Raw genomic sequence first — 24497 nt, forward strand, 5'->3', positions numbered from 1 at the left:
TGTCAGTCCTGTGAGTGGTCCGGACGTGAGCGCCGAGGTGCGCAAGCTCAGCGCGCGACTGCTGCCCGAGGCCGAGCTGCTCGGGGCGGCGATGGCCGACCGGATCCGCGCCGAGATCCCCGTGTACGACGACGGCGAGGTCGTGACGCACGACGAGCTGATCGCCTCCTGCACCGTCAACGCCCGCTACATCCTCGGCAATCTCGCCGGCGACGTGGCGGCGGTCGAGGTCCCCACCCGGACCGGGACGACCCGGGCCGAGCAGGGCGTGCCGTACGCCATGGTGCTGCAGGCGTTCCGGGTCGGCTCGCGCTTCCTCTGGGAGGTTCTGGTCGAGCGGGCCGACCCCGAGGACCGCGACCGGCTGCTGCTCGCCGCCGCCGACATCTGGGCGGTCAGTGACCAGCTCGCGGCCGACGTCACCGACGCCTACCGGCGCGCGATGGCCGACCGCGCCCGCCGCGACGGTCAGATGCGGGCGGTCCTGGTCGGCTCCCTGCTCGACGGCGACGCCGACGCGACGTCGTACGTCGGGGAGACGGCCGGCATGCTCGACCTCGGTCGCGCCGCGGAGTACGTCGTGGTCTCGGCCGAATCGCCCACGCCCGGCAGCGAGGGCCTGCCCGACATCGAGCGTGCGCTGCGGCGTACCAACGTCCGCTCGGCGTGGCGGCTCGACCACGACCACCAGGAGGGCGTGGTCGCGCTGCGCCCCGGCTTCGGCGTGGACCACCTGGTCGAGCTGCTCACCGGCCTGGCTCGCGCCCGGGTCGGGATCAGTCGCGTCGTGGCCCGCCTCGACGAGGTCCAGGAGGCGCGGCGCCAGGCCCGGGTCGCCTGCGCCTCGGTCTCGCCTGGCGCGGCCGCCGTGGGGCGGTTCGGCGCCGACCCGCTCGCCGTCCTCCTCGCCGCGAGTCCCGACCAGGCCCGGGTGCTCGTCGACGCCGTCCTGGCGCCGGTGCTCGCGCTGCCGCCCGACGACCGCGACGTCGTGTTCGCCACCGCCCGCGCCTGGCTGGCCGCCGGCGGCTCCACCTCCACCGCCGCCCGCGAGTTGCATGTGCACCGCAACACCGTGCGCTACCGGATCCGGCGACTTGAGGAGATCACCGGCCGCGACCTGGCCCGCCCGGTCGACGCCGCCGAGCTGTACGTCGCGCTGGAGTGCGTCCGCATCCTCGGACTCGGCTGAGCGTCGTACCGGACAATTCGGTCGCAAAACCGGCCATTTGACGACCGTTTTGTCCGGTACGACGGGGGTCAGGCCAGCGCGAAGTAGCGCAGGTAGACGTAGAGCCAGGCCACGAGCAGGGTCATCACCGTCACCACGACGCCGTACTTCGTGAACTGCCAGAAGCTGATCGGCTCCCCGGCCTTCGCGGCGATGCCGAGGACCACGACATTGGCGCCGGCGGCCACGGCGGTCGCGTTGCCGCCGAGGTCGGCGCCGAACACGAACGCCCACCACAGCGGGCTGTCGGCGCCCGAGGTCGCCGTCGAGGCCACCATCTCCTCCACGATAGGCACGGTCGCGGTCGTGTAGGGGATGTTGTCGACGAAGGCGCCGACCACCCCCGAGCCGAAGAGCAGGGCGGTCGCCGCCAGCAGCTCGCGGTCGCCCATCGCGTCCGCGGCGAACTCGCTGACCCGGCCGATGACGCCCACCTGGACGAGTGAGCCGACGAGCACGAAGAGCGCCATGAAGAAGGCGAGGGTGCCCCACTCGACCTCCTCGAGGAACTCCTCCGGCTCGGTGCGGGAGACCAGCACGGTGGCGCCGGCGCCCATCATCGCGACGACCGACGGGTCGAGGTGGAGCACGGTGTGGAGGCTGAACGCGACCATCACCAGCCCGAGCACGACCAGGCAGCGCACCAGCATCCGCATGTTGGTGATCGCGTCGCGCGGGCGCAGGTCGCCCAGCACGTCGCCGACGTCGACGGCCTCGCCGAAGGACTTGCGGAACAGCCAGCGCGCCATCACCACGAACAGCGCGAGCAGGACCACGGTGAGGGGCAGCGAGTGGATCAGGAAGTCGGAGAAGCTGAGGCCGGCCCGGCTGCCGATGATGATGTTGGGCGGATCGCCGATCAGCGTCGCCGTGCCCCCGATGTTGGAGGCGAGGATCAGCGAGATGAGGTACGGCGCCGAGGGCAGCCCCAGCTGACGGCAGACCGAGATCGTGACGGGCGCGACCAGCAGCACGCAGGTGACGTTGTCGAGGATCGGCGCGACGACGGCGCTGATCAGCACGAGCAGGACCAGCAGCCGGTAGGGATGCCCGCCCGACTTGCGGGCCGCCCAGAGCGCGAGGAACTCGAAGAGCCCGGTCTGCTTGAGTACGCCGACGATCACCATCATCCCGAAGAGCAGGAAGATGACGTTCCAGTCGATGCCGGTCTCGTGGTCGAAGAAGGCCGACTTCGCGTCGACCAGCCCGATGACCACCATGCCCGCCACGCCGCCGAGGGCGGCGGCCACGCGATGGACCCGCTCGGTGGCGATGAGGGCGTAGGCGACGATGAAGATGGAGAGGGCGGCGGAGGTCAGGATCACGCCGCACCCCGCCCGAGGCCGCGGACGCCGAAGCTCCGCGCCGAGCTCGCCGGCTCCATCGACTCGTACCAGCCGGCCAGCCGGCCGTACCTGCTCACCGAGCGCAGTCGGTCCTCGACCTCGCTCACCTGGCCGAGGCCCGCGACCGCCAGCACCTGGTCACCGGTGCGCAGGGTGGTCCGTTCCTGAGGCACCAGCGCCGCCGGCCCGCGGGTGACCAGCGCGATCGCGGCGCCGGGCGGCAGCCGGAGCTCGCCGACCTCGACGCCGGCCATCTTGGACTCGGGCTCGACCTCGAACCGCAGCAGGACGGCGTCCATCCGGTCGAGCGTCGCGAACCCGATCGAGACCTTGTGCACGAAGCTGCCCTTCTCAGCCCATCGCGGCTGCCGGCCGCGCCCGACGGCCAGGCCGATCGCGAACCCGAGCGCCGCGCAGAGCATCCCGACCGCGACGGCCAGCTCCAGCTCAGCGGTCCCCATGCTCACCGCCCTGCGCGATGTCGGGGTCGGCGTCGGCCGACGGGGACACGAGCAGGTGCTCCACGGCCACGACCTCGACGGAGAGCAGGTCGGCGCCGAGCGCACGGGTCTGGTGACACACGCCCTCCTCGACCTCGCGCAGCCGGGGTCCCAGGGCGTCCTCCAGGGCGGCGAGCCGCTGGCGGCGTACCCACGCCCGCGCGGCGGGTACGACGAGCGCGAGCGTGATCCGGTCGACCTCGGTGCGCGGCAGGGTGGCCGACGACAGCTTCGCCTCCAGCAGGAGCCGGATGTCGGCGTCGTCGTCGGTCCGGTCGCGCACGGTCACGGGCACCACGAACACGGGCTGTCCCGGGGCGTCCCCGCCCCGGGGCCGCGCGGGGTCGCGCCTCCCGCCGGAACGCAGGCCGAGGGCACGACGCAAGGAGGAGAGGGTGGACGCCATGGCTCAAGCCAAGTCGCCGGGCGCGTGCGACGGTATGGGTGCTACCCCCCATTTTCGGTGCCGATGGGGGTGGTGCCTGGTCCGCGGCGCCCCGGTCGGCGAAGGTGGACACCGTGCGGCTCGCGAACTCCTCCCTCTACTGGAAGGTCTCCCTGATCAACGGCGCCGTGCTGTGCGCGAGCCTGCTGGTGCTGCTGCTCTCACCGGCCCGCGTCTCGCGGCAGGTCGTGGTCTCCGAGGCCGTGGTGCTCGTGGTCGGGCTGGCCCTGGTCCTGGGCGTCACCGCCGTGCTGCTGCGCCGGGCGCTCGCGCCGGTCGACCGGGTCATCAACGAGATGGCGACGGTCCGCCTGGGCGGGGTCGGCCGGCGGCTCGACGCGGGAGGTGACGGTCCGGGCGCCCAGCTCGTGCGGAGCTACCACGCCATGCTGGAGCGGCTCGACGACGAGCGCCGCGCCAGCAGTGCCCAGGCGCTGGCCGCGCAGGAGGCCGAGCGGCACCGGATCGCCCAGGAGCTGCACGACCAGGTGGGCCAGAGCCTGACCGTCGTACTGCTGGGTCTCAAGCGGCTCGAGGAGCAGGCGCCCCCGGACCTGCGCGCCGAGCTCGCGGCGGTCCGGGAGAGCGCCCGCGCCGGCCTGGACGACGTACGCCGGGTGGCGCGTGAGCTGCGGCCCGGGGTCCTCGACGACCTCGGTCTCCAGGCGGCGCTCGCGTCGCTGGCGACCGACGTCGCGCGGCACGGCGGGCCCGCGGTGCGGCGTACCTTCGGACCGGGGCTGCCGGACCTGTCGCCCCAGGCGGAGATCGTGATCTACCGGGTCGCGCAGGAGGCGCTGACCAATGTCGTGCGCCACGCGGGGGCGTCCCGGGTCGAGCTGTCCCTGCTGCGGCTGGGCGACGAGGTGGTGCTCGAGGTCGTCGACGACGGCCACGGCCTGCCGCCGGCCGGCGGCGGGAGCACCGGGACCGGCATCGCCGGCATGCGCGACCGGGCCGACCTGATCGCCGGGTCCGTGGAGGTCGTCTCGTCGGGCCAGGGCACGACGGTGCGGCTGCGGGTGCCCGCATGAGCCGCCCGGACGCCGCGGGCGGCCGGATCCGGGTGCTGCTGGCCGACGACCACCGGCTGGTCCGGCACGGCGTGCGGCTGATCCTCGAGCAGCAGCCCGACATCGAGGTGGTCGCCGAGGCCTCCGACGGGGCCGAGGCGGTGGCGCTGCTGCGCGAGCACGAGGTCGACCTCGTCGTGCTCGACATCGCGATGCCCACCATGACCGGGCTGCAGGCGGCCCGGGAGATCAATCGCCGCCGCGAGCCGCCGCGGATCCTGATGCTCTCGATGCACGACAACGAGCAGTACTTCTTCGAGGCGCTCAAGCTGGGCGCCAGCGGCTATGTGCTCAAGTCCGTCGTCGACGAGGACCTGGTCGAGGCGTGCCGGGCGGCCATGCGCGGCGAGGCCTTCGTCTACCCCGGCGCGATGGGGGCGATCGTGCGCGACTACCTCGACCGGCTGGCCCGCGGGGAACGGGTCCCGGAGACGGTGCTGACCCCGCGCGAGGACGAGGTGCTCAAGCTGATCGCCGAGGGTCGCTCGTCCCGCGAGATCGCCGCACTGCTGTCGATCAGCCTCAAGACGGTCGAGAAGCACCGCTCGAACATCCTGGCCCGGCTGGGCATGAGCGATCGCACGCAGCTGACCCGGTACGCCATCCGGGCCGGTCTCGTGGAGCCGTGACCCCCGATAGTCCCTGCCCAAAAGCACCGAAATCCACCGTCCCACGGTGCTTTTAGGCAGGGACTACCGCGGCGGGCGGCTCACAGCGGGACGTCGGCGCGCCGCGGGTCGCACCAGGGGGTGCCGGCGGGGGCACGGGAGAACTGCTCGTCGTACAGCCGCTTGTAGAGGCCGCCGGCGGCCATCAGCTGGTCGTGACTGCCCTGCTCGACGAGGTGCCCGTCCTCCAGCCCGAAGATCACGTCGGCCGAGCGGATGGTCGAGAGCCGGTGGGCGATCGCGATGGTCGTGCGTGAGCGGGTGGCCCGCTCCAGCGCCTCCTGCACCAGCCGCTCGGTCTCGTTGTCGAGCGCGGACGTCGCCTCGTCGAGGATCAGGATCCGCGGGTCCTTGAGCAGCACCCGGGCGATGGCGAGCCGCTGCTTCTCGCCACCGGAGAGCCGGTAGCCACGCTCGCCCGTGATCGTCTCGTAGCCCTCGGGGAAGCTCATGATCCGGTCGTGGATGTTGGCGTCGCGCGCCGCGCGGACGATCTCCTCCGGGCTGGCGTCGGGCCGGGCGTAGGCGATGTTGTCGCGGATGGTGCCGTGGAAGAGATACGGCTCCTGGGTGACCATCCCGACGGCGTCGGCCAGGGAGGAGAGGGTGAGGTCGCGCACGTCGTACCCGTCGATGAGGACGGTGCCCTCGGTGACGTCGTAGAACCGCGGGACGAGGTACGTCGCCGTGGTCTTGCCACTGCCCGACGGCCCGACGATGGCCGCGAGCTGTCCGGGCTCGACGACGAGCGAGACGTCGTCGAGCGCCCACAGCGGCCCGGCGGGTCGCTCGATGCCGTCCGGGTCGAGGTCGTCGTCGATCCGCACCCCCGACTCGCCGAACCGGTCGCGGTTGACCGTGCCGGAGAGTGAGCGCGGCTCGGGGTAGCGGAAGCGGACGCCGCGCAGCTCGACGTGCCCCTGCAGCTGGTCCGGGTCGAGGGCGACGGCACCGGGCCGCTCGGTGATCGCGGGCTCGAGGTCGAGGTACTCGAAGATCCGCCGGAACAGCGCCATCGACGTCTGGACGTCGAGCGTCACCCGCATCAGCTGGAGCAGCGGCATCTGCAGCCGGCTCTGCAGGGTCGTGAACGCCACCAGGGTGCCGGCGGTGATCGTGTCGGCGCCCACGGGCACGTTGCCGGTGATGATCCAGCCGGCGACGAGGTAGATCAGCGCCGGCGTGATCGCGAAGAAGGTCTGCACCATCGCGAAGAAGGTCCGGCCGGTCATCGCCTGGTCGACCTGGAGCCGGGTCTGACGCCGGTTCGCCTCGCGGTAGCGCTCGACCTCCGACGCGGACCGGTTGAACACCTTGGCGAGCAGGATCCCACTCACCGAGAGGGCCTCCTCGGTGATCGCGGTCATCTCCGAGAGGGACTCCTGGGTGCGCCGCGCGAGCCGCTGCCGCGCACGGCCGACCCGGAACTGCAGGCCGATGAACAGCGGCATCACGAACAGCGTGAGCACGGTGAGCTGCCACGACAGCACCACCATCGACACGAACGCCGCCGTGACGGTGACGGAGTTCTGCACGATCGTCGTCGCGGTGTCGGTGAGCACGGTCCGCACGCCCGCGACGTCGTTGGCCAGCCGGGACTGGATCGCGCCGGTCTTGGTGGCGGTGAAGAACGCCAGCTCCATCTTCTGCAGGTGCTCGAAGAGGTCGCCGCGCAGGTCGGCCATCGCTGAGTTCCCGACCGTCGAGGTCAGCCACATCTGCACGATGCCGATGAGGGCGGCCACGATCGGGATCGCGCACATGCCGGCGATCAGCCACGCCAGCAGGTCCAGGCGTGGGCCGCCGCCGTCGAGCGGGAACAGCGCGTCGTCGAAGACCGCCTTGGTCAGGAACGGCACCATCGCCTGCAGCGCCGCCGCGGCCACCACGGCCACCAGGACCAGCGCGATCTTGCCGCGATAGGGACGCAGCAGTCGGGCGATCCGGGGCAGGACCGGCGTCCGCCCGCGCAGGTCGGCCGCGGTCAGGTGGGTGACGACCGGACTGGGGCGGGGCATCAGGCCTCCTGGCCGGACCAGCCGGCGCCCCAGCGGCCGCGGTGGGCCACCTCCCGCCACGGCGTACGACGCCGGCGGCTCGCGGAGCCGCGCGCGCCCGTCGCCCGCGGAGCCGGGTGGCCGATCGTGATCGCCCCGATCGGGTGCGGCGCCTCCTCCTGCGCGGAGTCGCGCAGGCCGAGCACGTCCTTCACGGCCTCGACCCGGCCGGGGACCAGCCCGAAGAAGCAGGCGCCGAGGCCGGAATCGGTCACCGACTGCAGCAGCAGGAGCGCCGCCATCGCGGTGTCGAGGTGCCAGTAGGGCATCGCCCAGCGGCTCTCGTCGTGCTCGTGGAGGCCGGCGCGCCGCTTGTCGGGCTCGGCGTACCGGTCGAGATAGGCCGCGCGGCGGCTGCACGGAACGACCACCACGGGAGCGCTCATCATGCCCGCCAGCCAACGGTCGGGGGCGCCGTCCGGGCCGGCGGCGTCGGTCTGCGCGGACCAGAACCCGCCGACCGTATCGGGCGTGTCGAGCACGACGAACGCCCAGCCCTGGGAGAACCCGGCACTGGGCGCCCGGGTGGCGTGGTCGAGCGCCCGCTCCAGCACCGCCGGGTCCACCGGGTCCGAGGTGTAGGCGCGGGTCATCCGCCGTCGGCGTACCACCTCGGAGAACTCCACCCGCCCAGCCTAGGGGTGGCCCCTCCCGGCAACCTGAGGTAGCCGGGCGGTGCGGATAGGGCAGTTGTCCGATGTGGGGGCCTACCTCAGGCGACGAGTCTCTACGTCATGAGCAACGACTACTTCATCAACGCGGAGAACGACTACCGCCGCCAGCAGGCGGCCCGAGGCATGGCCGCCAGCCGGGCGGGACGCAGCCGCGCCTCCTGGCTGCGGCGGATCGTGGCGACCGACCCCAGCGTGGAGCGCCGCTCGCGCTGAGGCGGCGCCACCCGTGCCCACCTTGTCGGTGGCGGACGACATGATGGTGTCCGTGGCCGCACACAGCAGCCTGACCATGGTCGGGCGCGACGCCGAGCTCGCCGAGGCGAGCGCGGTGCTCGACGACGCCGTCCGCTCGGCCGAGACCGGCACGCCGCACCGCGTCGTGCTCCTCTCGGGCGACGCGGGCGTCGGCAAGACCCGGCTGTTGCGCGCCCTCCGCGACCACGCCCTCGACCGCGACTGGCAGGTGCTCGCCGGCCACTGTCTCGACTTCGGGGACAGTGCGCTGCCCTACTTGCCGTTCAGCGAGGTGCTCGGTCGCATCGCCGCCCAGCGTCCCGAGCTGGTCGACGAGGTCGCCGCGCGGCACCCGGCGCTCGAGCGGCTCCGGCCGGGGCGGCGTACCCGTTCGGCGGGGGATGCCGACGTCGACGACCACCGTCGCGGCACCGACCGCGCCGACACCTTCGACGCGGTCCAGGCCGTGCTGGAGGCGGCGGCCGCCGAGGCCCCGGTGCTCCTCGTCGTCGAGGACCTGCACTGGGCCGACCAGTCCACCCGCGACATGCTCGGCTACCTCTTCACCCGCACCTTCGAGCAGCCAGTCGCGATCGTCGCGTCGTACCGCTCCGACGACCTGCACCGCCGGCACCCGCTGCGCCGTCAGGTGGCGGAGTGGTCCCGGCTGCCCCAGGTCAACCGGCTGCCACTGGCGCCGCTGCCCGAGACGGCCGTCCGGGCGCTGGTCCGCGAGCTCCAGCCGCGGGGTCTCGACGCCCGCGCGGTGACCCGGATCGTCGAGCGGGCCGAGGGCAACGCCTTCTTCGTCGAGGAGCTCGTCGCGTCCGGCCACTGCGCCGACGTCCCCGACGACCTCGCGGACCTGCTGCTGGTCCGGCTCGACCTGCTCGGCGAGGCCGCGCGTCACGTCGTCCGCGTGGCGAGTGTGGCGGGCCGGCGGGTCTCCCACGACCTGCTCGCCGGCACGGCCGACCTGTCGTCGGGCGCCTTCGACGACGGCATCCGCCAAGCGGTCGAGATGAACGTGATCGAGGCCGGCGGTGACCGCTACTCCTTCCGGCACGCCCTGCTGGGCGAGGCGGTGTACGACGATCTCCTCCCGGGCGAGCGGGTCCGGCTCCACGCGCGCTACGCCGACGCACTCGCGGCCAGCCCGGGGCTCGGCACCGCCGCCGAGCTCGCCCTCCACGCCCGGCGCGCCAACGACCTCGACCGGGCGGCCGCCGCCAGCGTCGAGGCCGGCGACGAGGCGATGGAGGTGGGTGGCCCCGACGAGGCGGCGGACCACTACCAGCAGGCGCTCGAGCTGCTCGAGGACGCCGAGCGCGCCGAGCGGCTCGGTCTCGACCGCGCCAAGGTCGTCGTCAAGGCCGCTGATGCACTCACCGCCGGCGGCGACGCCCTGCGTGCGGCCCAGCTGCTCGGCGCGCAGCTGAGCGCGACCGCCCGGCAGCCCGACGGGATGCCCGACCCGGCCCGGGCCCGGATGCTCAGCCGCTATGCCGACATCCTGCTGATGACCGAGATCGCACTCGACGCGGTCGCGCTCTCTGCCGAGGCGGTCGCCCTCAGCCCGGTGGGCGAGAGCATGCTGCGGGCCAAGGTGCTCGCGACGCACGCCCGGATCCTGGTCAGCTACCACCCCGACCGGGCCGACGAGGCCGAGGCGTTCGCGACCGAGGCGCTCGCCCTCGCCGAGCGCCTGGCGATGCCCGCGCTCACCGCCGACATCGTCACCACGCTGGGTGGGCTGCGGGTCAAGATCGCCGAGGGCGACGAGCAGAGCCGGCTGCGCGAGGCGCTCGTCGCCGCCGTCGAGCACGCGGTGGCCGCCGGGGCGATCGATGCCGAGGTCCGCGGCCGGTGGCTGCTGGGCCGCTCCTACCAGGACACGGGCGACTGGGAGCCGTCCGTGCGGTGGTTCGAGTCGGCCGTGGGCGGCACCGACCGGACCGGCCTGGTGTGGGCGCCCTATGTCATCGACTCCCGCTGGCAGCTGACCTGGATCCGCTACCTCCTGGGCGACTGGGACGACGTACTCTCCCTCGTCTCGGTCGTCGACGACCAGGCCGGACCCGACATCCCACGCGGCATCCTCGAGCCCGCCCGCTATGCCGTGCTCAACGCCCGGGGAGTCGCGCCCGACGACGTCCGCGCCGGCCTGGCCCGGCTCCGGCGACTGTGGCGCGACGAGGGCGGGGTCGCCGTCTTCGCCGCCGGCGTCGAGATCGAGGTCGCGGCCGCCAGGAACGACGCGGCGACCGCGCTCACGACGTACGACGAGGTCATCGACGTCCTCTCCCAGATCTGGCACGACCACTTCGGTGGGCGGGTCCGGCTCGTCGCGAGCACGCTCGACGCCGTCGCCCGGGCGATGCCGCGCGCCAGCGCCACCGAGCGTCGTGCGCTCCTGGCCCGCGCCGACCAGCTGCGCGCCGACAGCGACGCGGTGCTCGCCTGGCACCGCGAGCGGGCCAGCCCCTGGGGTCCCGAGGGACGGATGTGGGAGGCGCGCGTGCATGCCGAGCACCTCCGGGTCCGCTGGCTCGCCGGCGTCCCCGGTCCGCGTGACGAGCTGGTCGAGGCCTGGTCGCTCGCGCTCGAGCGGGCGGTCGGCTTCGGTCATGTTCCCGAGACGGCCCGGATCCGAGCCGCCTTCGCCCAGATCCACCGACTCCTGGGCGACACCGCCCGGGCCCGCGACGAGGCCGCCGCCGCGCGTACGCTCGCCGAGCGGCTGGGCGCGCCCCGGCTGGTCGCCGACCTGGTCGGTGACCGACCCGCCGCCGGCCCGAACGCCGCGGCCCCGACGCCCGGCGCGACCCCCGCGGTCACCCTGACCGCCCGCGAGCTCGAGATCCTGGCCCTGGTGGCCGAGGGCCGCACGAACGGCGAGATCGGCAAGCAGCTGTTCATCAGCACCAAGACCGTGAGCGTCCACGTCTCCAACATCCTCGGCAAGCTCGGCGCCGCCGGACGCACCGAGGCCGCCGCGATCGCCCGCCGCGACCACCTGTTGCCGTAGGGATCCCGGCCGTCGGGCGGCTCGCCGGGGTCCGGAGCGATCTCCTACCGTGGGAGGGTGCCCGGGCGCGACCCGCGGCGTAGCGTCGGCTCGGTGACGACGACCGAGGACCGCGAGGACACGCTGCCGCTGACCATGCGGCGCTTCCGCCGGATGAGCGTCGTCGGGGGCGGTGACCTGCCACCGGTCCCGATGGACCAGCTGCCGCCCGGCCCGCGCTGGCCGGCGTTCGTCCAGACGGCGGCGCTGATGCGGTTCCGGCACTGGTTCCACCCGTGGCTGCACCGCAGGTACGGCGAGGCGTTCACCCTCAACCTCATCCCGGGCAACCGGCCGCTGGTGCTGTTCACCGCACCGGCGGTGACGAAGGAGATCTTCGCCGGCGATCCCGAGGTCTTCCACGCCGGGCGGGGCAACGCGATCCTCGGCCCGATCATGGGCGAGCACTCGCTGCTCCTGCAGGACTCCGCGGAGCACCACCGGGCGCGCAAGCTGCTCATGCCGGCCTTCCTGGGCCACGCGCTGCGCGGCTATCGCTCGATGGTGGCCGAGGTGGCCGGCGACGAGGTCGCGAGCTGGCGCGAGGGCGAGGAGTTCCGTGCCCTGGAGCGGATGAACGCCCTGACCCTGGAGGTGATCCTGCGGGTCGTCTTCGGCGTCACCGACGATCGCCGGCTGGCCCGGCTGCGGCCCGCGGTCAACCGGACGGTCGAGATCAGCCCGGCGATCCTGCTCGGCTGGGCCTACCCGCGGCTGCAGCGGCTCGGCCCCTGGCGGCGTACCGTCGACAACCAGGTCGAGCTGGACCGCCTGATGTACGCCGAGATCCGCGAGCGCCGGGCGGCCACCGATCTCGCCGACCGCTCCGATGTGCTCTCCCGGCTGCTCGCCGCCCACGACGTGGAAGATCGCGCTGACCCGGGTCCGGGGGCGGGCGGGCTCTCGGACGTCGAGCTCCGCGACCAGCTGGTCACGCTGCTGCTCGCCGGGCACGAGACCACCGCGTCCGCGCTGTCGTGGGCGTTGGTCGAGGTGGGCCGCAGCCCCGACCTCCTGGCTCGCACGCAGCGCGCGGTCGACGACGGCGACGACGCGTGGCTGGAGGCGGTGCTCAAGGAGTCGATGCGGCTGCACCCCATCATCCCGATGGTCGTGCGGACCCTGATGCGGCCGGCGACCGTGGGCGGCTGGGACCTGCCCCGCGGCACCACCGTCGGCCCGTCGATCGTGGTCAGCCACCAGCGCGAGTCGAACTTCGCCGATCCCGACGTGTTCCGTCCCGAGCGCTTCCTCGGGGACGACGTGCCCGCGCTCAACGTGTGGATCCCGTTCGGTGGCGGCGTCCGGCGCTGCATCGGCGCGGGGTTCTCGCTCATGGAGGGGGTCGAGGTGCTCCGCCAGGTCTTCGAGGCCTACGACGTCACCGCCGTCGGCACCGACGTCCCCAAGGTCCGCAACATCACCAGCGTGCCGCGGCGGGGTGCGCGGATCCGGGTCAGCCGGCGCGCTCGCTGAGCCCTCCGGCCGACCCGGCGGTCGCGGCCGGCACCAGCTCCACGGTCGCGGCGACGTCCTCGAAGAGGTCGTAGTAGTCGCCGTAGTCCGCGCGGGCGACGGTGCCGGTCAGCGTCACGCCGACCCCGTCGCGCAGCCAGGCCCACTGGTCGCACAAGACGTCGATCCCGTCGATCCCGCCGACCGCGTCGGCGCCGCCGAGCCGGTGGGAGAACCGGTGATAGACGACCGGCTCGCCCTCGAGCTCGAACGCGTCGGCGTCCTCGACCTCGAGATCGACGAGCTGCCCGGCGAGCGCCGCCATCGCGGTGGCGCGCCACTCGACGAGGGAGGTCGCGCCCTCGACCGGGCAGGTGCGCACGGTCAGCTCGGGCGTGAAGCCCGCCCGGGTCGCCGCGGGCGCCCGGGCGAGGACCACGACGCCCGGGGCGGGGGCGTCGCGGGTGGACCAGCGGCGGGGGACGGCGAGGGACACGGTGAGACTCATGCGCGGAGCCTCGGCAGCGCCGCGCTGTGGACAAACCTCGCTCGCCCGGGCCTGTGGACGGGAGCCGGCCCGGCGGCGTCGGAAGGACCCGCTCGCGTGCCCGGCGATGTCCGTACCTCCTCCTAGGGTCTGGACATGGCCATCGCACGCAATCCCCAGTTCGTCCTCGACTGCCCCGACCCGAAGGCGCTCGCCGAGTTCTACGGCGCCCTCCTCGGCCGGCCGCCCGAGGTCGACCCCGACGGCACCTGGGCGACCGTCTCGTCGGGGGACCACCCCATCCACTTCCAGCAGGTCGACGACTACCGCGCGCCGCAGTGGCCCGGCCAGGACGTGCCCCAGCAGGTCCACCTCGACGTCGACGTCGACGACCTCGACGAGGCCGAGGCGGCCACCCTGGCGCTCGGGGCGACCAAGCACGAGCACCAGCCCGGCACGACGTTCCGGGTCTTCCTCGACCCCGCCGGCCATCCGTTCTGTCTCTGTCTGGCGTGAGCGTGTCGGATATCGCGCTCACCGCCCGGCCCTCGCTCCGCTCGGACCGCGGGCATCGCACGATGCGGCTGCGCCGCCGTCCGCCACGCTGCCACGCGTGTCTGGCGTGAGCGTGTCGGATATCGCGCTCACCGCCCGGCCCTCGCTCCGCTCGGACCGCGGGCATCGCACGATGCGGCTGCGCCGCCGTCCGCCACGCTGCCACGCGTGTCTGGCGTGAGCGTGTCGGATCGGTGGGGTCAGCGGGCGAAGGACTCCCGCACCTCGTCCTCGGTGATGCCGTAGTCCGCGAGGTCGTAGCGGTGGGCGGGGCGGCGCGGGCCGCTGCGCGACTCCTCGTCGAGCCGTCGGACGGCGGCCTGCGCCTCGGCGCTCCAGGTGAGGCCGAACGCGTCGTAGATGGCGCCGACGGTGCCGACGGGATCCTGCACGAAGCCGCGGTAGTCGACGTCGAAGAACTGGCCCTCGTCGTACTTCTCGCGGGCCTGCCAGAACGCGTCCCATTGCCGGGTGAGGTGGCCGAGCTGGTCGCGGCCGAGGGTCTCGCCGACGAAGGTCGTCGAGTGGCCGGCGGTGGCCTCGGCGGACAGTGAGCAGGCCGACGCGACGGAGGTGACCGGGTCGCGCTGGGTCATCACGACCAGCGCGTCCGGGTAGACCTCCAGCAGCGCCTCGAGCGCGATCAGGTGCGACGGGTTCTTCAGGACCCAGCGCTGGTCCTGGTCGTTGAGGCCGATCAGCTGCAGGTTCCGACGGTGCCGCTCGTAGGCGTCGGTCCACGGCTGTGTCGCCAGCCAGCGGGAGTACGCCGGCAGGTGGGCCAGCGACTCGAAGCCGAGTGACTTGCCGGTCTGGCGCAGCACCCGCCAGCACTCCTCCGGCTCGGTGGCGTCGGAGTAGTGGATTCCCATGAACTCCGGGTTGGTGACGTGGTGCTCCTGGAACGCCGCCTGCATGGCGGTGAAGATCGGGTCGTCCTCCCAGGTGTCTCGCGGCGGGCGGGGCTGGGGGAACTCGGTCAGCCACATCTCGAGGCCCTGGTGCCCGGGATCCGCGCAGAGCAGCCGGCTCAGCGCGGTGGTGCCGGTGCGGGGGAGACCGACCACGAAGATCGGCCGCTCGATCGCGACGTCGGCGTGCTGCGGGAACTCCGTGAACCGGGCCTGGGTGAGCAGGCGCGCGACCAGGGCGCTCTTCACCTGCGAGCGCATGAAGTAGTTGCCGACTCCGGTCAGCCCCGCCTCGGCGGAGCCGAGGTCTTCCACGAGGATCCGGAACGCCTCCTCGTGGCCGGGGGCGTCCGCGAAGCCGAAGTCGGTCAGGCCGGTGGTGCGGGTCGCGGCGGCGCAGATGTCCTCGAAGCTGCCGACGTCCGCGCGCTGGCGGGGCTCAGGCATGGAATTCGCCGCAGTCGACGTTGAGCATCTGGCCGGTGACGGCCGAGGCGAGGTCCGAGGCGAGGAACAGCGTGGCCCGGGCGACCTCGTCGGGGGTGGCGAGCCGCTTGAGGTCGGTGGGTGCCGCCTTCTCGGCGTACACGTCCTCGTGGGTGCGGCCCGACTCCTGCGCGATCCAGTCGAAGTAGGCCTTGTTGACGTCCTCGTAGATGTACGACGGCGCCACGCTGTTGACCCGGATGCCGCGCGGGCCGAGCTCGGTCGCGAGCGACTGCGCGAGGTGCTCGAGCGTGCCCTTCGAGAGCTTGTAGCCGGAGTACTCCGGCTGGCTGCTGTAGATCACGCAGGAGTTGACCATGATCACCGAGCCGCCGACCTTGTCCTCGGTCTGGGCGAGCGCGTCGGCGAAGAGGGCGGACAGGCGCAGCGGCGCGAAGACGTTGGTCTCGTTGGCCGTGCGCAGGCCGTCGAGGTCGAGCGTGCTGATCGGATCCATCGGCGGGATGCCGAAGGCGTTGTTGATCAGGCAGTCGACCCTGCCGAACTCGTCGAGGGCTGCCTCGACCAGCGCCTTGCGCTGGTCCTCGTCGGTGATGTCGGTCGGTACGACGAGCGCGCGACGTCCGTGAGACCGCACCGTCTCCGCCATCCTCTCCAGGCGGTGGGGGGTCCGGCTCGCGAGCACCAGATCGGCGCCCATCTTCGCCGCCTCCTCGCCGAGCGAGCGTCCGAGCCCCGGCCCGACGCCGGAGAGCACGATGACCTTGTCCGTCAGCAGATCCACCATGGCGGACAGAGTAGAACGTGTTTCAGTTTTGGGAAAGGGGTTCGTGCCGAAACGGCCGCGGGCGTCCGTCGGGATGACGCCGGGAATAGCGGGCCGGGCTCGTCGTTGCAACCGGGGTGAGCACTCCGCGGATCGACCTCAACGACCAGACCTCCATCCCCCAGTTCGGCCTCGGCGTCTGGCAGGTGCCGCAGGAGGACGCCGAGCGCGTGGTCTCCGACGCCCTCGAGCTCGGCTACCGCCACGTCGACACCGCCCAGATGTACGGCAACGAGGAGGGTGTAGGCGCCGCGATCGCGCGCTCCGGGCTGGCCCGCGAGGACCTGTACGTCACCACCAAGCTCAACAACAACCGGCACGCCCCGGCCGCCGCGAAGGACTCGCTGCGGGTCTCGCTGGACAAGCTCGGCCTCGACCGGGTCGACCTGTTCCTCATCCACTGGCCGCTGCCCACGCAGTACGACGGCGACTTCGTCTCGACCTGGGAGGCGCTCGTCGAGCTGCGCGAGGCGGGCCTGACCACCTCGGTCGGCGTCTCCAACTTCCAGCCCGACCACCTCGACCGCATCGTCGCGGCCACCGGGGTCGTCCCGGCGGTCAACCAGGTCGAGGCGCATCCCTACTTCGCCAACGACGCCGTCCGCGCGGCGACCACGGGCCACGGCGCCCACGTCCAGGCCTGGTCCCCGCTCGGCCAGGGCGGCGGCGAGCTGACCGACCCGGCCGTGACGGCGCTGGCCGAGCGGTACGGCAAGACGCCCGCGCAGGTGCTCCTGCGCTGGGCGCTGGACCGCGGTGACATCGTCTTCCCGAAGTCGCTGAGCAGGGCGCGGCTGGCGGAGAACGCCGAGGTCTTCGACTTCGCGCTCACCGACGACGAGGTGGCCGCCCTCGCCGCGCTCGACAAGGGCGAGGCGGGCCGTCAGGGCCCGAACCCGGACACGTTCGACTGGATCCCGGCCTGATCGACCGGACCTGATCCCGCCGGGTGCCATACCCGGCATTCGGGTCGTCAGAGCCTCCCAATGACGACCCGAATGCCGGGTACGACGCCCGGTGGGCGCCGCCGCGCTACGAGATCATCCGCCGCGCGACCGCACGCTGCCGGGCGGCGATCCGCTCGGCGTACTCCTCCGTGGACAGGCCGACGAGCCCGGGCAGGTGCTTCGGCACCTCGTCGACCGGCACGATCTCGACGACCGGTCCGTCGGCCGCCGACAGTGCGCGGGCGAGCTGCTGCCAGCGGAGCATGATCGGGCCCGTGCGGTGGCCGGTGGTCTCCAGCCAGTTGGCGACCGGGGCGCCGCCGGGGCCGGGCGGTCGCTCGGAGATCACGAACCGCATCACGCCGTCGTCATCGGTGACGGCCTGAGCCTTGGTCAGCGAGGTCTGGTGGGTCTCGTAGTCGGTCGAGGCGTACCAGTCGGAGCCGACCTGGATCGCCTGGTAGGTGCAGTCGTCGCAGCGCGGGACGGACACGATCATCGCCTCGTCCTCGGCCAGCGCGTAGTGCCCGATCGAGGAGAACTGCGACGACAGGCCCCCCGGCGTCGAGGCGGGTGCGGTCAGTGTGTTGACCGGCTCCTTGTACTGGAAGAAGTGGGGGAAGGCGAACCAGGTCTGGATCGAGCCGATCAGCGAGCGCGCGGCGATCTCGTACTTCCTCCGCAGCAGGTCCTCGGTCGGCTCCCGGCGCGGCTTGCCGAGGGTGTCGGGGCGCTCGATGGTGAGCGTGCCGCGCTCCTCGGTGTCCCAGTCGTTGAAGACCTCGCGCACGATCAGCGTCTTGGCGCCCTGCTCGGCGACGTAGGTGAACTCGAAGGAGCCGTCCGGCCCGATGTCCAGCTCGCGCTCGTCGAAGGCCATCAGCGAGGTGGCGGCCGCGTCGGCGCTGTAGGCGCCGCCCATCACCTGGAAGGACAGGTCGGCCGAGGTCCCCCGCCGGCCGCGCACGACGTACTCGACGCCCTCGCGCAGGTAGGCGTTGAAGTAGATCGCGTCCGGGTTGTCCAGGCCCTGCTTGGAGAACTGATGGGTCGGGTTGATGAACAGCGGCTGCTCGAGGTCGTAGTCGAACGCCGTCTGCAGCGCCATCCGGATCCGTCCGGCGAGGTACTCGTAGCCCTCGATCCGGTCGGCCTCGCTGTCGATGAACGGGGCGTTCGCGATCAGCTCCTCGGCCTCGGCGATCGCGTCCTGGAGGGGCTGGGTCAGCTCGAGCGACGCCGACATCAGGAGACCTTCGCGATGATGTTCTCGGCGTACTGCTCGAGATGCTTGATCTTGGTCTCCAGCGGCTCGGTGTCGGGGCCCTTGATGTAGGGGACCCGGAAGCCGACGATGCAGTCGGTGACGCCCCTCTCCTCGAGCCGCTTGACGCCGTCGAGGGTGTAGGCGTCGTACGAGATCACGTGGACCTCGAAGTCGTCGCGGGTGTCGCCCTCTTCGGCGCGGATCTCGGCGAGCCGGGTGAGCAGGCGGTCGAGCTCCTCGCCGTCGCCGCCGGCGTGCATCCAGCCGTCACCCTTGCGTACGGCGCGCCGCAGGGCGGCGTCCGAGTGGCCGCCGACGAGCAGCGGGATCCGCTCGGTCGGGGCGGGGCACTGCTGGAGCGGCTCGATGTCGTAGAACTCGCCCTGGTAGCCGAAGAACGTCGGCTCGTCGCCGGGCTGGGTGAGGCCGCGCAGGATGTCCATGCACTCGTCCATCCGCTTCCCGCGCTTCTCCCACGGGACGCCGAGGGCGGCGAAGTCCTCGGGCCACGGCGAGAGCCCGACGCCCAGGCCGAGCCGGTTGCCGGAGAGGAACGCCAGCGACGACGCCTGCTTGGCGACGAGCACGGGCGGCCGGATCGGCAGCTTGAGCACGAAGGGCGTGAGCCGCAGGCTGCTGGTCACGGCGAAGAGGTGACTGCACAGGATGAAGGTCTCGATGAACTGCTTGCCGAGCAGGAACTCGCGGTCCCCGGTGTCGGTGTAGGGGTACTTCGAGTCGGACTCCTGTGGGTAGATCAGGCTGTCCGCGATGGTCATCGACGTGTAGCCGGTCGCCTCGCAGGCCTGGGCGAGCGGAGCGTAGTAGTCGGCGTGGGTCATGCCCTCGGCGAAGGAGAAGCGCATGCCCGCCACACTAGAACCTGTTCTAGATTTCTGCCAGAGTGAGTTCCATGGCAGCGACCAAGCCGAAGCCCGACGGCCTCGACAAGCCCGTCGTCGCGAAGATCATCAAGTACGGCGCCCGGGCCAACGTGTGGATCTACCGACTCACCAACGGCCGGATCGGCGCGAAGTGGCGGATCGGTGCGGGGTGGCGCAAGCCGGTTCCGGTGCTGCTGCTCGACCACGTCGGCCGCCGCAGCGGGACCCGGTTCACGACGCCGCTGCTCTACCTGGCCGACGGGCCGGACCTGGTCGTCGTGGGCTCCCAGGGCGGGCTGCCGAAGAACCCCCAGTGGTTCCACAACCTCATCGCGAGCCCGGACACCACCGTCGCCGTACCGGGGGAGCGGAGCCGGCCGGTCCGGGCCCGGGTCGCCGGGTCCGAGGAGCGCGCCGCCCTGTGGCCGCGCCTGGTCGACCTGTACGCCGACTTCGACAACTACCAGGCCTGGACCGACCGGGAGATCCCGGTCGTCGTCCTCGAGCCCCGCTGACCAGCACGCACCGAGGAGACGCCATGGACCTGCAGGAGCTGATCGACCGCGCCGAGATCACCGACGCGATCACCCGCTACACCCTCGCCGTCGACGACGGCGACTTCGACGCCCTCGACACCGTCTTCACGCCGGACGCCCACATCGACTACACCGAGAGCGGCGGCGTCGCCGACAGCTACCCGGTCGTCAAGGCCTGGCTGGCCGAGGCGCTGCCCGGCTTCTCGAAGCACCGCGTGCACCTGGTCGGGCAGGTCGCCGTCGACTTCGCCGGCACCCGTGACGAGGCCGACGTGACGGCGTACTTCCACAACCCGATGCGGATCGCGGACGGGGCGACCGGCGGGGAGCGGGTCGTGGAGGTCGGTGGCCGCTACCGGCACACGTTCGTCCGCACGACCGACGGCTGGCGCTCGCGCCGGCTGCACGAGCAGGTCGTCTGGACGCGCGGCTTCTGACTGCGGTTTCGGGTTTTTCGGGCGGGTCTGGACAATGGTCGGGTGAGCGACCAGCAGCAGCCCCCTACCGGCCGTCCCGTGCTCAACGGGCTGGTGGCGCTGCTCGCGGTCGCCCTCGGCGTCGGCCTCATCCTCGCCCTCGTGGCGCTGGTCGGCTCGCAGGTGCTCGGCCTCGGCGATGACGACGGCGACGCGGCCGGAGAGTCGACGGTGCGCCAGTCGATGTACCTGCCGAGCCCGGTCGAGACCGACGAGGCCACCGGACCGCTGGTTACGCTGCACACCGAGGACCCCGACGAGCCGGCCGGGTCCGGCGACGCCGAGACCGAGCTCCCCGAGGACGAGCCGACGACCGAGCTCACCAGCGAGGCCGCCGGCGAGATCTCGCTGCAGGCCCTCGCGACGTCCGTCGCGAGTGGCGAGCGGATCTACTTCAGCGGCGTCTACCCGGGCGGCGAGGGCGCGATCTTGTGGGTCCAGCGCTTCGAGAACGGCGACTGGGCCGACTTCCCGGCCAGCGTCGGGGTCACCAACGGCACCTTCTCCAGCTACATCTTCACCGGCGTCAGCGGCGTCAACCGCTTCCGCGTGGTCGACCGCGACAGCGGTACGACGAGCAACGAGATCAGCGTCACCGTCGGCTGACCGGGCAGGCCCTGCCGTGATCGTCACCTTCGACCTGTTCAGCGCGGCGACCGACACCCGCGCCGGCGCGGGCGCGGACCTCGGCTCGATCTCCGAGGAGCGCGGCTGGGGACTTGACGGTGGTGACCTGTACGACGTGTGGGACCGCCACAACAAGCGGCTGCAGCGGCAGGCCCGGCCGCCCCGAACCTTCACCGAGGTCTCACGGGAGGCGCTGCGGCTGGCCTACGACGAGCTCGGTCTCGATCCGGGTCTCGCCCACGCCGACCTGGCCCGCCTGCACGACGGCATCGGCGAATGGCCGCTGTGGCCCGACGTGGCCGAGGGCGTGCGCGAGGTCGCCGCGCTCGCCCGCGTCGGCCTCCTGTCGAACGTCGACGACCACCTCGCCCGGCGTACCCGGGCGGCGGAGCTGGTCGACCCCGGCCTGCTGCTGACCTCGCAGCGGCTCGGCGCCTTCAAGCCCGACCCGGCGATCTACCTCGGTGCGGTGCGGGCGGTGGCGCCGGCGCGGCTGGTCCACGTCGCGGCGTCCGCGCGCGACGTGCGTGGTGCGCTGGAGGCGGGGATCAGCGTCGTCAGGCTGGCCCGCCCGGGCCACGCCGTGGACCCGGACGGGCCTCGCCCGGCGGTCGAGCTGAGCGACGCCCGCGAGCTCGCGGGCGTCCTGCGCGCCGGGTAGCACAGCCCGGAGCCGGGCTCAGGCGGTCGGGACGACCAGGAGCGCCCAGGCGACGAGCGGGGCCACGACGACGATCGACATGCCCCACTGCATGAGCCGCTTGAACACCATCTCCCGCTGGTCGGTGTCGGCGTTCGCCACGACGAGGGCGCCGTTGGTGGAGAAGGGGCTGCAGTCGACGACCGAGCTGGAGATCGCCAGCGCGGCGATCAGGGCGATCGCGTTGACCTGGTCGGTCAGCAGGAACGGGACGGCGAGCGGGATCAGGGCGCCGATGATGCCCGTGGTCGAGGCGAAGGCCGACACCACGGCCCCGATCAGGCAGATGAGCAGCGCCGCGACGAGGGGCGAGCCGACATCGGCGACGCCGTCGCCGAGCCAGTCGACCACGCCCTGGTTCTGCAGCAGCGTCACGTAGGTCACGATGCCGCCGATCAGCAGCACGGTGCCCCAGCTGATCTTCTCGACGGCGCCCTTGGCCGAGGCCGGGAACGCGAGAGTGAGCGCGACCGCGATGGTGAGTGCGGTGAAGCCGACGTCGAGGTCGAACCCGAGCGCGCCGACCATGAGGGCGGCCAGGCCGACCAGCGTCAGCGAGCGCTGCGGGTCGAGGCGGGTGGCGTCGTCGGGGGCGTCGGCGCGGGTGCTGCGACGGGCCTCGACCGCGGAGTGCGGGGTGGCCGGCCCGGTGCCGCGGGTCGCGGCGTACCCGGCCTGCTCGGCCTCGCCGCCGAGCGTGACGGCCTGACGGCCGCGGGCCACCAGCTCGCGCCCGCCGAAGGCGACGTAGGTGATCGCCGCGACGACGGTGGCGGCGAGGAAGGTGGTGAGGAACAGGACGCCCTGGTTGCCCGGCAGGTCGTTGGTGTCGACCACGCCGTTGGTGATCGAGCCGAAGATGCCGATGGGGGAGAAGCTGCCGGCGGTCGCGCCCTGCACGACCATCATCCCCATCATCACGGGGTGGATCTGATAGCGCAGGGCGAAGCCCATCGCGACGGGCGCGACGATCGCGACCGCCGCGGGGCTCACCGCCCCGATCGCGGTCACCGCGGCGCAGACGAGGAACATCGCCCACGGCACGAGGGCGACCCGCCCGCCGACGGCGCGGACGGCACCGTGCACGATCCAGTCGACGGTGCCGTTGTTCTTCGCGAGCGCGAAGAGGTAGGTGACGCCCACCAGGATCACGAAGAGCCCGCTGGGGAAGCCGGCCAGGACGTCCTCGGTGGTGGCGTCGTACACCGCCAGGCCGACGATGAACGACGCGACCAGGGCGAGCGCACCCATGTTGACGCCCCGCACCGTGGCGATCAGGAAGACGATGACGAGGACGGCGAGCGAGATCAGCTCGTGGGACATGGCTCCCCCTGGGGTCGGTGACCGGCCGCGGACGTGACCGGTGTCATACAGCGGAGTCGAGTGTGCCAGTGGCTAGGCCACCTGTCCACTAGGCGGTCCGGACCACTACGATGGCGCCATGTCCGACCCGCGTGATCGCCCACAGGTGCCGCCGTTGCGGCGGGAGCGGCTCTACGAGAGCCTCGCGAGCCACATCTCGGACTTCATCGAGGCCCAGGGCCTGGTCGGCGGCGATCGACTGCCGCCGGAGCGCCAGCTGGCCGCCGAGCTGGGTGTGAGCCGGGCGACCCTGTCCCGCGCGCTCGCCTCCCTCGAGACCCGGGGCCGGATCGAGGTGCGCCACGGTGTGGGCGCGCTGGTGCGCGACGCCGCGGCCGAGCCCGGTGCCGGGACGCTGCTGCCGGGCTTCGACGCCCGCCCGCGCGCCGAGGTGGTCGCCGCCCGCGAGGCGGTGCTCGCCGGCATCGCCCGTGCGGCCGCGGTCAACCCCCAGAGCTCGCTGCGGTTGGCGATGCTCGCCGACGACGGCCGGCCGCGCAGCTTCGAGCACACCTGGCGGTGCGTACGCCGTCTCGCCGACTCCGCCCTGCTCGCCGATCTCGACGACAGCCTGTCCGCCCACGCCCCCGACCCGGCCCCCGCGGCCGCCCTCCAGGCCGGTCTCGGCGATCTGGCCGACGCGATCATCCGCGGCGACGCGGCCGGCGCGGCCACGGCCTGCGTCGGACTGCTCGGCGACGGCTGACCCGCGTGGAGCGAGCGGCCCGATCGCCGGACCTGTGGGCCGGTGGCCTAGCCACTGAGACAATGTCACCATGTCCTCCGTGACCCCGCCCGTGTCCCCAGGCCCTCCGTGAGCGGCCTCGAGCAGCTCGTCGTCGTCCTGGCCGGTCTCGGTGCCGGCGTGCTGAGCACCACCGTCGGCGTCGCGTCGCTGCTGAGCTTCCCGGTGCTGCTGGCGGTCGGGCTGCCGCCGGTCGTCGCGAACGTGAGCAACACGATCGGGCTGGTGCCCTCGGGTGTCGGCGGTGGCATCGGCTACCGCGAGGAGCTGCGCGTCCATCCGCGGATCACCGCGGCCGTCATGGTGCTGACCGGCATGGGCGGCGCGGCCGGCGCGGCGCTGCTGCTGGCCCTGCCGCCCGGCGTCTTCGAGGCCGTCGTGCCCTGGCTGATCCTCGGCACCTGCCTCCTGGTCGGCGTCCAGCCGCGGCTCTCCGCCTGGCTGGCGGCCCAGCGGGGCCGGGGCGGCCGCGAGGTGCACCCGCGGCTGCGGCTCTCGGCCATGGCGACCGGCTTCGTCCTGCTGACCGGCGTCTACGGCGGCTACTTCGGGGCCGGGGCCGGCGTGATGATGATCGCGACCCTCGCGCTCTCGCTCGACATCGACCTGCGCGTGATCGCCGGCATCCGCACGATCGCCCTGCTGGCGTCGAACCTCGTGGCCGCGCTCGTGTTCGTCGTCGTCGCCGAGGTGGACTGGCTCGCCGTGGCGCTGCTGTCGGTGAGCTCGATCGTCGGCGGCTATGTCGGCGCCCGGATCGCCCGACGCCTTCCGGCGGCGGTGCTGCGGATGCTCGTGGTCGTGGCCGGCGTGAGCGCGTCGACGGTGATGCTCGTCGGCTGAGTGGCACCGCGCCGGGCCGCGCAGGTCGTGCGCTCCGGGTGCCTCGGAAATCTGCTCCCCGGCCTCGGGAACAACCCGGCGGATCGGCCCGTTGCAGCCTGTGTCAGACTTGAGTCCATCCGGCTCAACTAACT

Annotated in this window: 25 protein-coding genes; 14 read left to right on the forward strand and 11 right to left on the reverse strand. The window is 72.7% G+C overall.

The window, feature by feature from the left end; genetic code table 11:
- Nucleotides 1–10 precede the first annotated feature (10 nt).
- Nucleotides 11–1192, forward strand: a complete 1182-nt coding sequence (locus RB608_RS06105) for a helix-turn-helix domain-containing protein (protein ID WP_308086923.1) — start codon at nucleotides 11–13, stop codon at nucleotides 1190–1192.
- A 68-nt stretch (nucleotides 1193–1260) separates the two neighbouring features.
- On the opposite strand, the gene RB608_RS06110 is transcribed toward RB608_RS06105, so the two are convergent.
- Genes RB608_RS06110 through RB608_RS06120 form a run of 3 tightly spaced genes read right to left on the reverse strand, consistent with a single transcriptional unit; the run spans nucleotide 1261 to nucleotide 3483 of the window.
- Nucleotides 1261–2556 (reverse strand): ArsB/NhaD family transporter, encoded by a 1296-nt coding sequence (locus RB608_RS06110; protein ID WP_308086924.1) that lies wholly within the window; start codon nucleotides 2554–2556, stop codon nucleotides 1261–1263.
- Complete coding sequence (locus RB608_RS06115) at nucleotides 2553–3038, reverse strand: TrkA C-terminal domain-containing protein (RefSeq protein WP_308086925.1); 486 nt, start codon at nucleotides 3036–3038, stop codon at nucleotides 2553–2555. The genes RB608_RS06110 and RB608_RS06115 overlap by 4 nt, the downstream gene beginning before the upstream one ends.
- On the reverse strand, nucleotides 3025–3483 hold the full coding sequence (locus tag RB608_RS06120) for a hypothetical protein (protein WP_308086926.1): 459 nt from the start codon (nucleotides 3481–3483) through the stop codon (nucleotides 3025–3027). Before RB608_RS06120 ends, RB608_RS06115 begins: the two co-directional genes overlap by 14 nt.
- Nucleotides 3484–3596: 113 nt before the next feature.
- On the opposite strand from RB608_RS06120, the gene RB608_RS06125 reads away from it, so the two are divergent.
- Together RB608_RS06125 and RB608_RS06130 are read left to right on the forward strand one after the other, a co-directional pair.
- Complete coding sequence (locus RB608_RS06125; protein WP_308086927.1) at nucleotides 3597–4556, forward strand: sensor histidine kinase; 960 nt, start codon at nucleotides 3597–3599, stop codon at nucleotides 4554–4556.
- A complete protein-coding gene (locus RB608_RS06130) occupies nucleotides 4553–5224 on the forward strand; it encodes a response regulator transcription factor (protein WP_308086928.1) in 672 nt (223 codons plus the stop codon). Before RB608_RS06125 ends, RB608_RS06130 begins: the two co-directional genes overlap by 4 nt.
- Before the next feature lie 80 nt (nucleotides 5225–5304).
- Here the strand turns inward: RB608_RS06130 and RB608_RS06135 are convergent, their stop codons facing one another.
- Nucleotides 5305–7281 (reverse strand): ABC transporter ATP-binding protein, encoded by a 1977-nt coding sequence (locus RB608_RS06135; protein WP_308086929.1) that lies wholly within the window; start codon nucleotides 7279–7281, stop codon nucleotides 5305–5307.
- Nucleotides 7281–7946: a nitroreductase family protein gene (locus tag RB608_RS06140; RefSeq protein WP_308086930.1), complete on the reverse strand. Its 666-nt coding sequence runs from the start codon at nucleotides 7944–7946 to the stop codon at nucleotides 7281–7283. Before RB608_RS06140 ends, RB608_RS06135 begins: the two co-directional genes overlap by 1 nt.
- 108 nt (nucleotides 7947–8054) lie before the next feature.
- On the opposite strand from RB608_RS06140, the gene RB608_RS06145 reads away from it, so the two are divergent.
- The 3 genes from RB608_RS06145 (at nucleotide 8055) to RB608_RS06155 (ending at nucleotide 12771) form a co-directional block, all read left to right on the forward strand.
- Entirely contained in the window at nucleotides 8055–8207 is a 153-nt protein-coding gene (locus tag RB608_RS06145; protein ID WP_308086931.1) for a hypothetical protein, read from the forward strand.
- 52 nt (nucleotides 8208–8259) lie between these two features.
- Complete coding sequence (locus tag RB608_RS06150) at nucleotides 8260–11256, forward strand: AAA family ATPase (RefSeq protein WP_308086932.1); 2997 nt, start codon at nucleotides 8260–8262, stop codon at nucleotides 11254–11256.
- Between the two features lie 93 nt (nucleotides 11257–11349).
- Nucleotides 11350–12771: a cytochrome P450 gene (locus RB608_RS06155; RefSeq protein WP_308086933.1), complete on the forward strand. Its 1422-nt coding sequence runs from the start codon at nucleotides 11350–11352 to the stop codon at nucleotides 12769–12771.
- Here RB608_RS06155 and RB608_RS06160 read toward each other — a convergent pair.
- Entirely contained in the window at nucleotides 12752–13258 is a 507-nt protein-coding gene (locus tag RB608_RS06160; protein ID WP_308086934.1) for a hypothetical protein, read from the reverse strand. The genes RB608_RS06155 and RB608_RS06160 overlap by 20 nt on opposite strands.
- A 135-nt stretch (nucleotides 13259–13393) precedes the next feature.
- On the opposite strand from RB608_RS06160, the gene RB608_RS06165 reads away from it, so the two are divergent.
- Nucleotides 13394–13753: a VOC family protein gene (locus RB608_RS06165; protein ID WP_308086935.1), complete on the forward strand. Its 360-nt coding sequence runs from the start codon at nucleotides 13394–13396 to the stop codon at nucleotides 13751–13753.
- A 239-nt stretch (nucleotides 13754–13992) separates the two neighbouring features.
- Here RB608_RS06165 and RB608_RS06170 read toward each other — a convergent pair whose 3' ends face one another.
- A complete protein-coding gene (locus RB608_RS06170) occupies nucleotides 13993–15150 on the reverse strand; it encodes a sulfotransferase (RefSeq protein ID WP_308086936.1) in 1158 nt (385 codons plus the stop codon).
- Nucleotides 15143–15937 carry an SDR family oxidoreductase gene (locus RB608_RS06175; RefSeq protein ID WP_308086937.1) on the reverse strand — a complete coding sequence of 265 codons (795 nt, stop codon included), beginning with the start codon at nucleotides 15935–15937 and terminating at the stop codon, nucleotides 15143–15145. The genes RB608_RS06170 and RB608_RS06175 overlap by 8 nt, the downstream gene beginning before the upstream one ends.
- A gap of 116 nt (nucleotides 15938–16053) precedes the next feature.
- Here RB608_RS06175 and RB608_RS06180 point away from each other — a divergent pair, with 116 nt between their 5' ends.
- Complete coding sequence (locus RB608_RS06180; protein WP_308086938.1) at nucleotides 16054–16902, forward strand: aldo/keto reductase; 849 nt, start codon at nucleotides 16054–16056, stop codon at nucleotides 16900–16902.
- 106 nt (nucleotides 16903–17008) lie between these two features.
- Here the strand turns inward: RB608_RS06180 and RB608_RS06185 are convergent, their stop codons facing one another.
- Together RB608_RS06185 and RB608_RS06190 are read right to left on the reverse strand one after the other, a co-directional pair.
- Nucleotides 17009–18169, reverse strand: a complete 1161-nt coding sequence (locus RB608_RS06185) for a hypothetical protein (protein ID WP_308086939.1) — start codon at nucleotides 18167–18169, stop codon at nucleotides 17009–17011.
- Nucleotides 18169–19056 carry a TIGR03619 family F420-dependent LLM class oxidoreductase gene (locus tag RB608_RS06190; RefSeq protein ID WP_308086940.1) on the reverse strand — a complete coding sequence of 296 codons (888 nt, stop codon included), beginning with the start codon at nucleotides 19054–19056 and terminating at the stop codon, nucleotides 18169–18171. The genes RB608_RS06185 and RB608_RS06190 overlap by 1 nt, the downstream gene beginning before the upstream one ends.
- A gap of 47 nt (nucleotides 19057–19103) precedes the next feature.
- On the opposite strand from RB608_RS06190, the gene RB608_RS06195 reads away from it, so the two are divergent.
- Genes RB608_RS06195 through RB608_RS06210 form a run of 4 tightly spaced genes read left to right on the forward strand, consistent with a single transcriptional unit; the run spans nucleotide 19104 to nucleotide 21374 of the window.
- The gene (locus tag RB608_RS06195) at nucleotides 19104–19589 is read left to right on the forward strand and encodes a nitroreductase family deazaflavin-dependent oxidoreductase (RefSeq protein ID WP_308086941.1); all 486 of its coding nucleotides are present in this window, start codon (nucleotides 19104–19106) and stop codon (nucleotides 19587–19589) included.
- A 23-nt stretch (nucleotides 19590–19612) separates the two neighbouring features.
- A complete protein-coding gene (locus RB608_RS06200) occupies nucleotides 19613–20047 on the forward strand; it encodes a nuclear transport factor 2 family protein (RefSeq protein WP_308086942.1) in 435 nt (144 codons plus the stop codon).
- 42 nt (nucleotides 20048–20089) lie between these two features.
- On the forward strand, nucleotides 20090–20692 hold the full coding sequence (locus RB608_RS06205; RefSeq protein WP_308086943.1) for a hypothetical protein: 603 nt from the start codon (nucleotides 20090–20092) through the stop codon (nucleotides 20690–20692).
- A gap of 16 nt (nucleotides 20693–20708) precedes the next feature.
- Nucleotides 20709–21374, forward strand: a complete 666-nt coding sequence (locus RB608_RS06210; RefSeq protein ID WP_308086944.1) for an HAD family hydrolase — start codon at nucleotides 20709–20711, stop codon at nucleotides 21372–21374.
- A gap of 18 nt (nucleotides 21375–21392) precedes the next feature.
- Here RB608_RS06210 and RB608_RS06215 read toward each other — a convergent pair whose 3' ends face one another.
- Nucleotides 21393–22736: an SLC13 family permease gene (locus tag RB608_RS06215; protein WP_308086945.1), complete on the reverse strand. Its 1344-nt coding sequence runs from the start codon at nucleotides 22734–22736 to the stop codon at nucleotides 21393–21395.
- 118 nt (nucleotides 22737–22854) lie between these two features.
- Here RB608_RS06215 and RB608_RS06220 point away from each other — a divergent pair, with 118 nt between their 5' ends.
- Nucleotides 22855–23481, forward strand: coding sequence for a GntR family transcriptional regulator (locus RB608_RS06220; protein WP_308086946.1), 627 nt, complete (start codon nucleotides 22855–22857; stop codon nucleotides 23479–23481).
- 108 nt (nucleotides 23482–23589) lie between these two features.
- Complete coding sequence (locus tag RB608_RS06225; RefSeq protein WP_308086947.1) at nucleotides 23590–24363, forward strand: sulfite exporter TauE/SafE family protein; 774 nt, start codon at nucleotides 23590–23592, stop codon at nucleotides 24361–24363.
- Nucleotides 24364–24497: the final 134 nt, after the last annotated feature.

This window comes from Nocardioides sp. LHD-245, from assembly GCF_030929495.1.
Lineage (GTDB): Bacteria > Actinomycetota > Actinomycetes > Propionibacteriales > Nocardioidaceae > Nocardioides.